This window comes from Bacillus sp. z50, assembly GCF_058313585.1.
This window is the reverse complement of the sequence record NZ_JBZFQL010000001.1, coordinates 1,108,600-1,122,459: the sequence shown is the minus strand read 5'-3', so window position 1 is coordinate 1,122,459 and position 13,860 is coordinate 1,108,600. Positions and strand designations below refer to the sequence as shown.

The window sequence follows — 13,860 nt, the reverse complement described above, 5'->3', positions numbered from 1 at the left end:
AGCAAGGCGCCTATTTTAGGTGCCTTTTTTATTTGTTCAATTATAGTTTGAAATAGGCAAGCCCCGTCGAAACTGGTAACAGTAAGGGGTGTGTTAAATGAAAAAAAGAATATTGGGGACAGGAATTATTTTTCTATTGCTGTTTACTTTATTAATAGCCAAGCTGGTACATATACAGATAGTGAAGCCAAAGGAATATTCCAAACACCGGGTAAATTTATTAGAGAATAGTGTGAGACAAAGAATTGACGAAATCACTTTGGATGATGGGAGAGGTGGATTTCTTGATAGAGAAGGTAAGTCGATATCCTATCAGGACAAATCGGTGTTAGTACTCTTTCCATTTGTTAAACATTTAGATTGGCCTGCAGATAAAGTGGCAGACATTCTTGAGATAGAGAAAGAAATACTACTACAAAGGCTAAAGAGTGAAGAGGAACCATTTATTTATGAAAATAAAGGTATAACAGAATTAACAGATAGCCAAATTGCGCAAATTAACAATCTTCATATTCCAGGTATTATAGGTGTAAAGAAGAGAGAGGTTATAGCAAATCCTTCAGCAAGCCATCTTCTAGGGTCCCTGACATTAAATAAGAATGAAATAGATGAAGCTAATAAAATAGGCTATACACCGGTTGATTATCAAACAAAAGTAGGGAAAACAGGATTGCAAAAAGCCTTTCAGATCTTCCTGCAGGGTAATGGCAGTAAAAAACTAGTTTATCACAAAGCAGCCAATGGACTGCCAATGTTTGGAGTGGATATCCGTTATTTGGACGAAGGTCAATCTGGTGAAAGAATTAATATACAGACTACTTTGGATCAGGACTATCAAAAACTTGCAGAACAAGTTGCTGATGATAGTGGGCTGAAAAAAGGCGGAATCATCATTTTAGATGTTGAGACTAATGATATTCTGACTATGTTTTCCACACCGCTTGTAAATAAAGATGTAAACAATGAGGGTAACCATAATCAAATGATTACTCCACAGACTCCTGGTTCCGTATTTAAAACGGTTATAGCAGCTGCTGCCATAGAAGAAGGCCTAAACCTGAATGGAAGAGAATTTAACGGTAATTTGGATCATTTAGGGCGACCTGTTGATAAAAATACAGGAAGATTGCTAGGAATGGTTGATTTTAAGCGAGGGTTTGCATTAAGCAGCAACCAAGTTTTTGGAGTTCTGGGAAAGGAATTGGCAGATAAAAATCCGAATCTTATTGAAGAGTATGCTGAGCGGCTTGGCTTAATTCAACCAATTGGGTGGAATGGAAGTGTATTCCATACATCTCTCATTAAACAACTGCCGGAAGAAAAATCTGGGGTCATATGGACAGAATCCTCCATGAAGAAGGATGAGAATTTTGTGGCGAATACATCGATTGGTCAACTAAATGTAAAAGTAACTCCGCTTGCCATCGCCAATATGATGGCCACGATTGCCAGAGGCGGTGAAAGAATGATGGCTAGAGCTGCCACTAAAGCGGTCGATGATGACGGATTAACCATTGCCACCTTCAAAGAGCAGCCTATAGAAGGTAAAGCCATTTCAAAAATAACAGCCAGCAAGCTACAGCAATTATTAAGAGGAGTAGTAACAACAACAGGGAAATATGCCACTGCGGGTAATCTACATACAGCCAAGTACGATGTTGCTGGTAAGTCAGGAACAGCAGAAATTGGGGCCAAGGAAGATAAAACAAAACAGATGTACAATAAATGGTTTGCAGGTTATTTTCCTTTTCAAAAACCTAAATATGCGATGGTGATTGTAAATCTGGATACAGCGAGCAAGTCGGGTGCGGTAACTCCTTTATACTTACAAATGGTCAATGGGATACATGCAATTAATCAAAAAAGAGGCCTGGAATAAAAAATATGACGAAAAATTGAATAACTTTTAGTGATTACCTATCCATGTTAAAATAATCTTTATTATAAATTTGAGGAGGAAGTGTATATGGATAGGCAAGATAAATATCCTTCGCGTATGGATAAACGTCAGGATAAAAAGGTAAACAAAGTCTACAATATACTGATTACAGTTGTCGTTCTCCTTATTGTCGTTGTGGGAGCTACTATATTTTTAGGTAATAATGATGAACCGGCAAGTCAGAAGGCTGATACCAATCCTGAAAGTAATCAATCGGCAACCAATAAAGAAGACGAAGCTGACAAAGAGGAAGCTGACAAAGAAGAAACTGCAATGAATGAAGATGAGCAAGCATCTGAGAATGAGGACGAAGAGGGCCAAGATCAAGACCAAAACGCTGATCAAGATTCCTCTGAATCTGAAGATGCAGTAGAGTCTGAGAAAGTTGAAGAAACAGCTTCTGATGGAAATGTGGAAGAAGCGTATTCTGATCCTTCATGGAAGCCAGTAGGTACGGAACAAAGTGGAGAGCATGTTACACAATACGAGAAAGGTTCCACTGATTGGAATGAAATGGAGCAAGCCATTGCCTATGGAGCTGGCATAGATCAAAGTAATATGACCTTATGGTATTTACAAAATGGCGGTGAACCGAATAAGGCAATTGGTACTGTATCACCTAAAGATGGATCAAGCACGTATCGTGTATATATCGAATGGGTTGATGGTGAAGGATGGAAACCGACAAAGGTAGAAAAACTTATAAAGAATGACAAAGCTAGTTAACCAAATAAAAATACTTTTAAAGCTGCCGTGTTTGGCAGCTTTTTTGATTGTTACTTTTAAGGGAAATCCAGATAATTTGAAGAGTGGAAATACAAAGAGGTAATCGTAGCCATTTCAAAAAGGATGTATCATGTCAGTCAATATCTCTTAAATGTGTTCGAATCTCGGATGCGGTTTTTGTGGGATTTTCACATTGGAAAATAATATATCTATACTTTTTATGTCCTTGCAATTCTATGATGACCAACGGTATCCTACCGCTGTATGAAAGAAAATACCATTCATTCTGATATTTATAACTTCCTTCATAAATATTTAAGAATGAAATAGAAGAACCAGGCATCCGTATCATCCGTGTAGGAGCGTCGAAATAATCTACTAAAACATTTTTTATTAGAGGGTAGGGCATTTGAATCTTTCGTTTTAAAGCAAAAAAAGTTGTTAAACCTGTAAGAGTTAAAATCAGTTCATGCTTATCGTCATCAAACTTTATTTCTCTCCCCATATATAGCACCTCCTATTATTCATTTCTGCAGGTCATAAAGGCGTTGCCGCACGAAGTAGTGTACTTAAGCCTTTAATCCCTAATAAGCTCCCTACGGTGCCTCCTCTTATGCTTCGGAGGCCTAAAAGATGTAGGTCATGAAGATGTTGCCACAGGACGTGACGATTTTAGTCTTTGTTCCTTAATATACCCGTTTTTGGATTTTTAGTTAATCCAGCTTCAGGGCCTAGGAGTTCGGGACATAAGCATAGCCTCTATGGGGGAGAAACATCCCCTTCGAGCCTATGTCTTATGCGGGCCAACAGGATGTTGGTCATGAAGACGTTGCCACAGGACGTGGCGCCTTTAGTCTTCGTTCCTTAACATGAGCCGTTTCAGCTTTTTAGTCAATCCAGCTTTGACTCCTAGTCCCTCGAGTCATAAGCAAATACTCTGCGAGAGGGAAAAACGTCTCCCTCCGAGTATTCGTCTTATGCTTTTCGGGCCTGAACAGTCGTCTCAGCTTTTTAGTTAATCCAGCTTCGACTCCTAGTCCCTCGAGTCATAAGCAAATACTCTGCGGGAGGGAAAAACGTCTCCCTCCGAGTATTCGTCTTATGCTTTTCGGGTCTGAACAGTCGTCTCAGCTTTTTAGTTAATCCAGCTTCAGGGCCTAGGAGTTCGGGACATAAGCATAGCCTCTACGGGGGAGAAACATCCCATTCGAGCCTATGTCTTATGCTTCTCACTCCTGAACAAGGCCCTTCAGCTTTTTAGTTTATAGTGTACTACGGCTGTGTATATGGGTTTGCCTTCGGGGGTGGTGTGGATTTGGTGGGATATGTGGTGTACGGATAGCATGATTGCTTTGTTTTGATCTATTTTTTGCTGGATTTGTTTTTCAAGGTTTTGAATTGAGGATGCCTCGAAAAATTCAACTTTGTCTTCAATTAGTTCTAATTTAAATTCCACTTTTTTTTTGCCTCCTTCATTTTCAAACTAAGTCTACCAAAAATGCCTAGAATACTCTAGCTCCAATAAAGGATTAGTGGTCTGTTTATGCAGATGATTTATGGTAAAATGGTACATGTCATTTTAATCTTTGTAATATAAAGGAGTAATACTAATGAAAATTGCTATTATTGGCGCAATGGAAGAAGAAGTTGCTTATTTGCGTGAGAATATAGAAAGTGCCGAGTCTGTTGTCATTGCTAATACAGAATATACAACTGGACAGATGTTTGGTGTGGATGTTATTTTGTTAAAATCCGGTATTGGCAAAGTGAATGCTGCCATGGGAACAGCTGTCCTTCTTGAAAAATTTAAGCCTGATTTTATCATCAACACTGGCTCAGCAGGTGGCTACAACCCAGAATTAAATGTAGGAGATATGGTCATTTCAACTGAGGTACGTCACCATGATGTGGATGTTACGGCGTTTGATTATGAATACGGACAGGTTCCACAATTACCTGCAGCATTTATTGCTGATGAAAAGCTTGTATCACTTGCAGAGAAAGTGGCCGCAGGCATAGACGGGGTTGGAGTTGGAAAAGGGTTAATCGCAACCGGTGACGTATTTATGTCTGATCCTGAACGTGTTCGATTTGTAAGAGAAAAGTTTCCACAGCTGCAGGCAGTTGAAATGGAAGCAGCCGCTATTGCGCAGGTGGCTTATCAGTTTAATGTTCCATTTGTAGTAACGCGCGCATTAAGTGATATTGCTGGCAAAGAGTCAGATTTATCATTTGATCAATTCCTGGAAAAGGCTGCATTGCATTCAGCTCAACTGGCAATGGGAATTGTAAAAGAATTAAAATAAAATTTTTAAGTTCTGTCGAAATACTAAGACAGAACTTTTTTGTTTTCTTAAAAAAATAATGTGATTGTTCATAACTATTGATACCATTCTGTCCATATATTTTAGTGGTTCGCCTGCCACTATTTACATTAGCATAGGGAGGAATATCGTGTTACTGTATTACTAGTTTATTTGAAAGGTGGTAGTTTCCTTGAAAGAGAAAATGATAGATTATAAACGTTTTGGTACAACTCTCCTAATGTTTGCTGTATTTCTTTTTTTAGGATCCATATTGCCAAAGGAAGGTATGAGTGAAGTAGTAAAGGAATACTTAACTTTTGCTACTGCTGGAGTATTGGCGTTATCCGCATTATTTTTTGCTTTATCCAAGAAATATGGGAAGTTAATACAAGACGAAGAATAAATTCTATAAAATACAGGTCAACTCATTTAATGAGTTGGCTTTTTTTTATAATCTTTTAATCAAGAATCTTTACAGGTACTTGATAAATTTATCATTGACATTGATAATCATTATCAATAATATTAATATATCAAAATAATAATGTACGGGTGGTTTCTAATGATATTGTTGACATTACATAAACTTTCTTTTTTTATTTGCTTATTCTTTGGGGTTTTACACCTGTTTAAAAAGAATAGACCGATAAAACTTACTCATAGATGGAGTGGTTGTATAGCCTTGATAAGTATATTTATATATTTATTTCAAATGAGTTCTAATTTATTTGGTTATATCATTTATATGCTTATCATTGCTCTGACAGCAATAATTCCTTTTTTAAAGAAACAAAAAAATTGTACGGCCGTTCATATAGTTGGAGGGTTAGGCTCTATAGTATGGCTTGTATTGATACATATTTAGTGGGGGAAGACAGATGAAAAAACTAATTTTACTGGGATTGGGATGGATATCTCTATTGTTTGGTTTAATTGGAATCGCAGTTCCTATTTTACCAACGACACCTTTACTATTACTGACAGCAATTTTATTCGCTGGTAATTCAGTTAAATGTGAAAACTGGCTGAAGAAACAGTCATTTTACGAAAAATATGTAGTGAGCTACCAAAGGGATGGTGGTCTTACTTTAAGAAGAAAATTAACGATTTTACTAACCGTGTATTTATTACTTCTAATCAGCGGTTTAATGGTCAATCATTTGCACGTTCGCATTGTTCTATGCGTGTTGGCAGTTGTTAAATTGATTGTTTTTATAAAAATTCCTACGATTAATAATCAAGAGGAAGTGCAACAAATATGATTCAAAAAGAAATGATGATTTATGCAAAAAAGTATGGAATCATCCCTGTTTTGGTTCAAGTTACATTATTGCAATTATTGAATGTTGTTATAAATATAGTGATTGTATTTGAGATTGCGGAATTATTTTCTGCCTTGTTCTATGTTCATAATATCGTTATGGATATGTACTACATTTTATATATTGGATTGATTATAGCTATAAAGTTCGGCTGTCATTATTACTCGACAAAGCTCACACATTATACATCATTTGAGCTAAAGCATAAGGTGCGGAGAGAACTGTTTGAAAAGCTTCTTTCACTGACCCCTCAAGAGATTACCAAACTGGAAATCAGTAAAATTAGCCAGCTCGCGGTAGAAGGTATCGAGAATATCGATGTTTATTACAGTCGTTATCTGCCTCAATTTTTTTATAGCCTGTTGACTCCTGTCCTGCTATTTGTGGTAATGGCAAAATTGAATTGGAAAATTGCGCTTATGTTGTTGATCAGTGGTTTTTTAATTCCGGTTGCCATTGTGGCCGGCGTAAAAATTGGAAAGAGAATTTTTAAAACATATTGGAATAAATACTTGGATGTTGGTAAAAAGTTCGTTGAAGGTGTAGAGGGACTGCGCACCTTAAAAATTTATAACGGAGAAAAGGCATACGGAGAGATTATGAATAAGGAAGCAGAGGAATTCCGCTATATGACGATGAAGGTGCTTAGGATGCAATTGCAATCTATCACCATTATGGATTTAATCGCCTATTTAGGAGCAGCTTTGGGAATCGTCTGCTCAGTGATTGCCTATAAAAATGGAAACTTAAGTTTAACTGGCTTTATCTGTTTTTCTCTGCTGGCGATTGAATTTTTTGTACCATTTCGACTGTTGGGATCCTATTTTCATGTAGGTATGAATGGTACGAGTGCCTTGAATTTATTATCCTCCATTTTAAAAATTGACTCGCAAAAAGAAGAACCAGCTGTTCATAAGGATATCACAGGAGATTTATGCATTAAAAATATAACCTATACTTATCCATATGCTGAAAAACCGGCTTTGCAGGATTGCAATCTTGTCATCAAGCAAAGCGAGGTGACGGGAATTGCAGGTGCTTCTGGTGCAGGAAAAACGACTATTACACATATTCTGCAACGTTTCATTGAACCGGAAAATGGAACAATTGAAATCGGTGGGACATCTTTAGCGGAACTGCCTATTGATCAGGTGCATCGATTGATTGGCTGTGTCAGTAACCGTTCCTATATTTTTGAAGGTACGATTTTTTCTAATTTAATGATGGCTAAACCAACTTTGGAGGTAGAAGAGGCAGAAGAGATTATTAGGTTTGTGAAGCTAGATCAATTTGCTGCTAACCTTCATTATAAAATTCAAAGCGGAGGGACGAATCTTTCAAGCGGACAGCGCCAAAAATTAGCAATTGCCCGAATGCTGTTAAAGAATCCTAAAGTGTTTATTTTTGATGAAGCTACTGCCAATATCGACCGTAGTAGTGAAGATGATATTCTTGATATTATTCAAAGAATCAGCCGTCAGGGAAAAATGGTTATCATGATTACCCATCACTTGCAGCGTTTAGTAGATGCAAATCAAATCTATGTATTCTCCAATGGAAAAATAGCTGAACAAGGCAATCATCAAACACTTATGAACAATGGGAACATTTATGCAGAGCTATTTGAAGAACAACAATCAATCGGAAGGTGTGCAGTATGATTAGCAGCGGAAAGAATTTGATTCAATTAATGAAAATATTAAAGCCGCTTATTCCACATATGATGCTGACAATCCTTCTTGGTACATTAGGTTATTTGGCGGTTTCAGCCATAAGTCTTATAGGAGGGATGGCTTTCTTGGATGTAATGGGCCTTAAGGACTTTGGAAATGGAAGACTGTTGCTGATTATGATTATTACAGCAGGTATAATGCGTGCTGTTTTTCGTCTGTGCGAGCAATATATGACCCATTACATTGCATTTAGTCTTCTGGCTACTATCCGGTCTCATATCTTTAGATCCCTTGGAAAGCTTGGGAATAGGCAATTAATGAGCTTTCAAAAAGGGGAGCTTATGAATGTTATTACTAAGGATGTAGAAATGCTTGAAGTGTTTTATGCGCACACAGTAGCTCCTGTTTGTATTAGCTTTATCACAGGAATTGTTTATCTGGCGATTTTTTGGTCTTTTCATCCATTTTATGCTGTTGCAGCGTTGTTCTCATATTTGTTAATAAGCTATGTTGTTCCGAAAAGTGTGTACAGAAGCGGACAAGAAGCAGGAGAAGCTTATCGTGTTCAATTTGGCATGCAAAGTCAATATATCCTTGATCGATTAAAAGGGTTGAAGGAACTGTACATTTTTGGACAGGAGCAACAGACAATTAATCAAATTGACGAATATAGTGAGGAATTAAATAATTCTACTTTGTCCCTTAAGAAACATGAAGGTCTACTCAAGGCATTGACGGATGGGGCATTATACCTTTCAGTGTTTATACAAATTGGTATATCTATTTATTTATACGGAATTGGTAAAGTGGATGCAGGTACAGGGCTTTTAGCTATGCTGCTGCTTTATTCTTCCTTTGGTCCTGCACTAGCTTTATCGCAGCTTAGCTCGAGCCTTGTTCATACATTTTCCAGTGCTAAACGTGTCTTAGGAATCATGAATATTACTCCTGAGGTAAATGAGGGAGGCAGTCGTGAACTCGTCCATATTGGTAATATTAAATATAAAGATGTTCAATTTGAGTATGAAAAAGGCAAACATTTATATAAAAACGTTAATTTTGAATGGAGAATAGGAGAAATTATTGGCATCAGGGGAGATAATGGTACGGGGAAATCAACATTGATTTCATTACTGCTGCGGGATATTCCAGTTACGAAAGGTACCATACTATTAAATGGAGTGCCAGCCGAGGAGTATGATGCCGATTCTTACCGGAATCATTTCAGTATGGTTGATGCTCATACAATTGTATTTTCGGATACATTGCGCCGGAATCTGACGATGTATAAAAAATATAAGGATGAAGAAATTTGGGATGCTTGTGAGAAAGCAGGATTGTATCAATTTATAAAAAGTCTTCCAGAAGGATTGGATACACATCTTCAAGAATTCGGTGAAAATCTTTCAAGTGGACAGCTCCAACGATTAGCGTTGGCCAGATTATTCCTGGATGATGCCTCGGTTTTCATCCTGGATGAACCTACGACCAATCTTGATGCGTTGAATGAATCCTCCATTCTTCAGGCCATTAAAGCCCATGCGGGAGATAAACTTGTTATTCTCATCAGCCATCATCCGGAGGTACTGGCTATGGCAGACCGTATTTTTGAAGTGAGCAATGGACAAATAAACGAAATGGAATGCCAGCATTGTAAGAATGCGTAATATGGGCAGTGGGATGATATCAAGACACACTTAAACACTTGTCGGTTCATGAACAACTTGGACAAAACAGCCTGGCATTAGAGCTGCAGAATAATTTTCTGCGGCTTTTTGCTTTGTTTAAAATTTATGATATGTAGATACTTACCCATTCTGGTTTTCTAAAGGTCTGTAATGGTCTATATTTTGGTGAAAAATAGTAAATTAAACTATAGGATTTTTATACAATTTTAGTTCTATATTGGTGGTGTGATGAATATATTGATAAAGTGTGCTAAAAACACCGATGATTTGAAGCTTAAGGAGGTAATTGCATGACCTTTAATATGATTCTGTTCACGGTTACAATCAAGTCAAATAAATTGGGCAGGTCTGAATACGTTTCAATACGTCAGGCGGAAAATGAAATACTTGATCGAAAAACAACTATAATTAATAAATTCTATTAATTATATTCCATACTCGAGTATGCGAAGGTTGACCGGTCCAAAAAAATTTGCTCAATCGGAAGGAAGGCGATAGATATGACTAGCAATATGATAGTAAAGACATCAAAATTTTTCTGGATTAATAAGGATAGTGCATAACGAACTGTTCACATTCCTGTAAAGAATTAGTCAATTATTCTTCACATCACGTCGCTTGGGACACCCCTTTATTATGTTAAATTTAGGTAAATGGGAAGAATAAGGGGTTGGTTACCATGTTATTATTCGTAATGGGGGTTGCTACTGCCGTTACAATCACATTTGTCATTGTAGCTGATATCACAACTATAGAATTATAAAAAGAAGAAAAAAACTTATGCAGAGCATAAGTTTTTTTCTTTATTTAGGACCAAGGTATCCCCCGCTCCAGAAACCCCAAAAGCCAAAGAGGAATAATAAAATGAATAGAATAATTAAGATCGCAAATCCGGCGCCATACCCATTTCGGCATGGTGGAGGAGGATAGCCCCAACCGCAACTGGGTCCTCCAAAATGATAAGGATACATAGGTGCACCTCCTTATATACCGTAGATTATTATTATAATATGGGATGATTGCTTATATGGTTGGGCATAAATCAAATATCTTATTTTCAGAAGGACAGGCAAGGGATAGAGGCTGCTGTCATACATATCTAATAGTCTAACTGGTTGGAAACAGTGAGGAGCTGATTTAATTGGCAGGAGTTTTAGCAACGTTTGGCTATTTTATTAAAGAATTGGTTTTTCTCGTCTCCTATGTTAAAAACAATGCATTTCCTCAACCATTATCAGCAAAGGAAGAAAGGGAATGTATTGAAAGAATGGCGGAAGGAGATGCGGAAGCAAGGAATTTATTAATTGAACATAACCTAAGGCTTGTAGCTCACATTGTAAAGAAGTTTGAAAATACTGGGGAAGATACTGAGGATCTCATTTCAATCGGAACGATTGGCTTAATCAAGGGAATCGAATCTTATTCCTCAGGTAAAGGCACGAAACTTGCTACATACGCGGCCCGCTGTATAGAAAATGAAATTTTGATGCATCTAAGAGTGATAAAAAAAACAAAAAAAGATGTTTCGTTGCATGACCCGATTGGCCAGGATAAAGAGGGAAATGAAATTTCATTGCTTGATATATTGAAGTCTGAGTCTGAGGATGTAATTGACACAATTCAGCTTAATATGGAACTTGAAAAAGTGAAGAAGTATATTGATGTGCTTGAGGACCGTGAAAAGGAGGTTATTGTTGGCAGGTTTGGCCTAGATCTAAAAAAGGAAAAGACACAAAGAGAGATAGCGAAAGAACTGGGTATATCTCGCAGCTATGTTTCAAGAATTGAAAAGAGAGCATTAATGAAAATGTTCCATGAATTTTATCGAGCAGAGAAAGAAAAAAGGAAGAAAAAATAGTCAAAACGGGCAAAAGATACTTGTCCGTTTTTTTCGTTAAAAGGAAATAATATTGTCACGCTCAAAAAATTGAGGTGTCAATATGCACGAATCTAAACCCCAACATAATTCTTCTTATTTTTACCGTTTTGGCTGTAAGGTCATTCAATATTATAAAGTTATTCTGCTAGTTTGGGGATTACTGTTTCTTGGCGGAATAATGCTAATACCATCTTTTTTTAACCATCTTTCACCACCGCAATTAAATGTAAAAGGTTCACAATCAGAACTAACTCAAAAATTAATGGAGCATAACTTTGCAGATGATATGGGTGAACAAAATTTTCTTGTTTTTCATTCGAATCAATGGAAAGTAAATGAACAAAAATTTTACGAACCGGTAGATAATGTTCTGGCTGAAATCCAAAAGATAGAAGGGGTAACTGTAGTTGCAAATCCGATGGAGAACCCTCTGCTGGAGGGGGAGAATCAAGTTTCAAAGGATTTGCACACTTGTTACGCGTTACTTTTTATTGAAGGGAATAAAGGTCGGGTTTTAGAAACGATTGATGTACTTAGTGAATATTTGGATGCGCAGAAGGGTGGGCTTGAACTATATTTGACAGGGGCCACTCCGACAATAAAGGATTTGACCCATATGGAAAAGCGGGATCTTACCTTTGCGGAAAAATTGGGCATGCCTTTTGTTCTTGTGGTTCTTTTATTTGCATTTGGTTCTCTTACAGCGGCTTTAATCCCGATTATGTTAGGAGGAATGGCGGTAGTTCTTACCTTTGCATGTTTAAGTCTTTCGGGATATCAGGATTTTGACATTATTGTACCAAGTGTAGTCACGATGATTGGACTGGGAATAGGAATTGATTATTCTTTATTTTTGATTATTAGATATAGGGAGGAACTTCAACAAAATGATTCTCATCAGGCAATCGCCATAGCCATTGCCACAAGCGGAAAGTCTATATTTTTATCTGGGTTGACGGTTATGATTTCATTAATCGGACTCCCTCTTGTTCATGCAAAATTATTTCTTAATTTAACAGTGGGCACATTTGCTGTTTTATTTATATTATTGTTGCTGACACTTACCTTTTTACCTTCATTATTATGTTTGCTTGGACATCGTCTGAACAGTTTCTCCATACCATATAAAAAGAAGACTAATCAGAGAAAATATCTGTATCGATGGACAAAGCATATCATGAAGTACTCACTTCCTTATTTAATTGGGAGTTTGCTTATTCTAGCAGCATTGACCGCTCCATTATTGCAGATGCATTTGGGAATAGGGCTTAATCAAGATGCCTTAAAGGATTATCCATCTGGAAGAGGAAATACGCTTTTAGAGGATAAGTTTGTGTCCGGTCTATACTCACCGGTTCTCCTGGTAAAGAAGGCTTCAGGTAGTCGGTTCAGTATGGAAGAGCTTAAGGAAATTTCGACTGTTGGAGATATCCTCAAAACCTTTGATGAGGTCCAAATGGTTTCATCCATTACAGAATTGACTGACAATCTTTTAGGTGATGATGATACATACAATGAGGTAGCAGAATTAATAAAACTACCTGAACTTAAGGAATATACCAGTTTTTTGATTAATGACGATTTTAATGTAGCCCCTGTAATGATTACGTTGAAATATGCCCCAGATTCTACTGAAGCAAAAACTTTTGTCTCTAAGCTAAATGAGCGGTTTGAGAAACAGGTGAATGAAGGGAGCCTTTATATTGGAGGGCTTACAGCTCAAGTGAATGATTTGCATGAAGAAACAGCAAAAAAAACACCCATCGTCATTGTGGTTGTTTTAATGATTTCCTATTGTTTCTTGGTAATTGCTTTTAAGAGCATTTTTATTCCAATAAAAGCAATTCTATTAAATATTATTTGTGTAACAGCAGCATGCGGAATGACAGTCTTAGTCTTTCAATTTGGATGGGGAGAAGAGTATCTTCAATTTACTTCTCCAGGATTTATACAGTCTTATTTGCCTGTATTAACCTTCGCAATTTTGTTCGGACTTTCTATGGACTATGAGGTATTTTTAGTCGGAAGGATTAAAGAAGAATGGGAATCATCCCACGATAATGAAGAATCAATAGCAAGGGGAATCGAATCTACAGGTCCTTTTATTACCCAGGCTGCCTTAATTATGATCATTGTTTTTATTTCATTTATCCTGACACGCGTATTAGAAATTAAACAGCTGGGCTTTACTTTAGCGATTGCTGTTTTATTGGATGCGACGATTATTAGGTTAATCCTTGTTCCAATCCTCTTGAAAATGATGGGAAAATGGAATTGGTGGTTTCCGAGGATGAAGAGACGATTTAAATTGAAATGATGATATACTT

The 13,860-nt window shown here is 37.0% G+C and carries 13 protein-coding genes; 10 read left to right on the top strand and 3 right to left on the bottom strand.

The window, feature by feature from the left end; all coding sequences use genetic code 11:
- Nucleotides 1-97 precede the first annotated feature (97 nt).
- Entirely contained in the window at nt 98-1,879 is a 1,782-nt protein-coding gene (locus AC4G3N_RS05365) for a penicillin-binding transpeptidase domain-containing protein (RefSeq protein WP_066105371.1), read from the top strand.
- Nucleotides 1,880-1,966: 87 nt separating this feature from the next.
- A complete protein-coding gene (locus AC4G3N_RS05360) occupies nt 1,967-2,665 on the top strand; it encodes a YrrS family protein (protein ID WP_225983610.1) in 699 nt (232 codons plus the stop codon).
- Between the two features lie 133 nt (nt 2,666-2,798).
- Here AC4G3N_RS05360 and AC4G3N_RS05355 read toward each other — a convergent pair whose 3' ends face one another.
- Together AC4G3N_RS05355 and AC4G3N_RS05350 are read right to left on the bottom strand one after the other, a co-directional pair.
- On the bottom strand, nt 2,799-3,170 hold the full coding sequence (locus AC4G3N_RS05355; RefSeq protein ID WP_066105359.1) for a hypothetical protein: 372 nt from the start codon (nt 3,168-3,170) through the stop codon (nt 2,799-2,801).
- 744 nt (nt 3,171-3,914) lie between these two features.
- Nucleotides 3,915-4,121, bottom strand: coding sequence for a DUF2536 family protein (locus AC4G3N_RS05350; protein ID WP_066105356.1), 207 nt, complete (start codon nt 4,119-4,121; stop codon nt 3,915-3,917).
- 154 nt (nt 4,122-4,275) lie between these two features.
- On the opposite strand from AC4G3N_RS05350, the gene mtnN reads away from it, so the two are divergent.
- From mtnN to AC4G3N_RS05320, 6 genes are all read left to right on the top strand, one after another.
- A complete protein-coding gene (mtnN, locus tag AC4G3N_RS05345; RefSeq protein ID WP_139892605.1) occupies nt 4,276-4,971 on the top strand; it encodes a 5'-methylthioadenosine/S-adenosylhomocysteine nucleosidase in 696 nt (231 codons plus the stop codon).
- A 190-nt stretch (nt 4,972-5,161) separates the two neighbouring features.
- The gene (locus AC4G3N_RS05340; protein ID WP_077248071.1) at nt 5,162-5,374 is read left to right on the top strand and encodes a YrhC family protein; all 213 of its coding nucleotides are present in this window, start codon (nt 5,162-5,164) and stop codon (nt 5,372-5,374) included.
- Between the two features lie 475 nt (nt 5,375-5,849).
- On the top strand, nt 5,850-6,233 hold the full coding sequence (locus AC4G3N_RS05335) for a DUF454 family protein (RefSeq protein ID WP_066105347.1): 384 nt from the start codon (nt 5,850-5,852) through the stop codon (nt 6,231-6,233).
- Entirely contained in the window at nt 6,230-7,954 is a 1,725-nt protein-coding gene (locus AC4G3N_RS05330) for an ABC transporter ATP-binding protein/permease (RefSeq protein WP_066105343.1), read from the top strand. Before AC4G3N_RS05335 ends, AC4G3N_RS05330 begins: the two co-directional genes overlap by 4 nt.
- Complete coding sequence (locus AC4G3N_RS05325; RefSeq protein WP_491089845.1) at nt 7,951-9,633, top strand: amino acid ABC transporter ATP-binding/permease protein; 1,683 nt, start codon at nt 7,951-7,953, stop codon at nt 9,631-9,633. Before AC4G3N_RS05330 ends, AC4G3N_RS05325 begins: the two co-directional genes overlap by 4 nt.
- Nucleotides 9,634-9,944: 311 nt before the next feature.
- Nucleotides 9,945-10,079, top strand: coding sequence for a YrzI family small protein (locus AC4G3N_RS05320; RefSeq protein WP_077248070.1), 135 nt, complete (start codon nt 9,945-9,947; stop codon nt 10,077-10,079).
- 378 nt (nt 10,080-10,457) lie between these two features.
- Here the strand turns inward: AC4G3N_RS05320 and AC4G3N_RS05315 are convergent, their stop codons facing one another.
- Nucleotides 10,458-10,625: a hypothetical protein gene (locus AC4G3N_RS05315; RefSeq protein ID WP_180350008.1), complete on the bottom strand. Its 168-nt coding sequence runs from the start codon at nt 10,623-10,625 to the stop codon at nt 10,458-10,460.
- 170 nt (nt 10,626-10,795) lie between these two features.
- On the opposite strand from AC4G3N_RS05315, the gene sigK reads away from it, so the two are divergent.
- Together sigK and AC4G3N_RS05305 are read left to right on the top strand one after the other, a co-directional pair.
- On the top strand, nt 10,796-11,512 hold the full coding sequence (sigK, locus tag AC4G3N_RS05310; protein ID WP_066105338.1) for an RNA polymerase sporulation sigma factor SigK: 717 nt from the start codon (nt 10,796-10,798) through the stop codon (nt 11,510-11,512).
- 82 nt (nt 11,513-11,594) lie between these two features.
- A complete protein-coding gene (locus tag AC4G3N_RS05305) occupies nt 11,595-13,850 on the top strand; it encodes an MMPL family transporter (protein ID WP_140461993.1) in 2,256 nt (751 codons plus the stop codon).
- Nucleotides 13,851-13,860 lie beyond the last annotated feature (10 nt).

What these genes read in the sequence shown, in the direction of transcription:
- AC4G3N_RS05365 (WP_066105371.1), top strand. Translation starts at nt 98, where the DNA reads ATGAAAAAAAGAATATTGGGGACAGGAATTATTTTTCTATTGCTGTTT.
- AC4G3N_RS05360 (WP_225983610.1), top strand. Translation starts at nt 1,967, where the DNA reads ATGGATAGGCAAGATAAATATCCTTCGCGTATGGATAAACGTCAGGAT.
- AC4G3N_RS05355 (WP_066105359.1), bottom strand. Translation starts at nt 3,170, where the DNA reads ATGGGGAGAGAAATAAAGTTTGATGACGATAAGCATGAACTGATTTTA.
- mtnN (WP_139892605.1), top strand. Translation starts at nt 4,276, where the DNA reads ATGAAAATTGCTATTATTGGCGCAATGGAAGAAGAAGTTGCTTATTTG.
- AC4G3N_RS05335 (WP_066105347.1), top strand. Translation starts at nt 5,850, where the DNA reads ATGAAAAAACTAATTTTACTGGGATTGGGATGGATATCTCTATTGTTT.
- AC4G3N_RS05330 (WP_066105343.1), top strand. Translation starts at nt 6,230, where the DNA reads ATGATTCAAAAAGAAATGATGATTTATGCAAAAAAGTATGGAATCATC.
- AC4G3N_RS05325 (WP_491089845.1), top strand. Translation starts at nt 7,951, where the DNA reads ATGATTAGCAGCGGAAAGAATTTGATTCAATTAATGAAAATATTAAAG.
- AC4G3N_RS05320 (WP_077248070.1), top strand. Translation starts at nt 9,945, where the DNA reads ATGACCTTTAATATGATTCTGTTCACGGTTACAATCAAGTCAAATAAA.
- AC4G3N_RS05315 (WP_180350008.1), bottom strand. Translation starts at nt 10,625, where the DNA reads ATGTATCCTTATCATTTTGGAGGACCCAGTTGCGGTTGGGGCTATCCT.
- AC4G3N_RS05305 (WP_140461993.1), top strand. Translation starts at nt 11,595, where the DNA reads ATGCACGAATCTAAACCCCAACATAATTCTTCTTATTTTTACCGTTTT.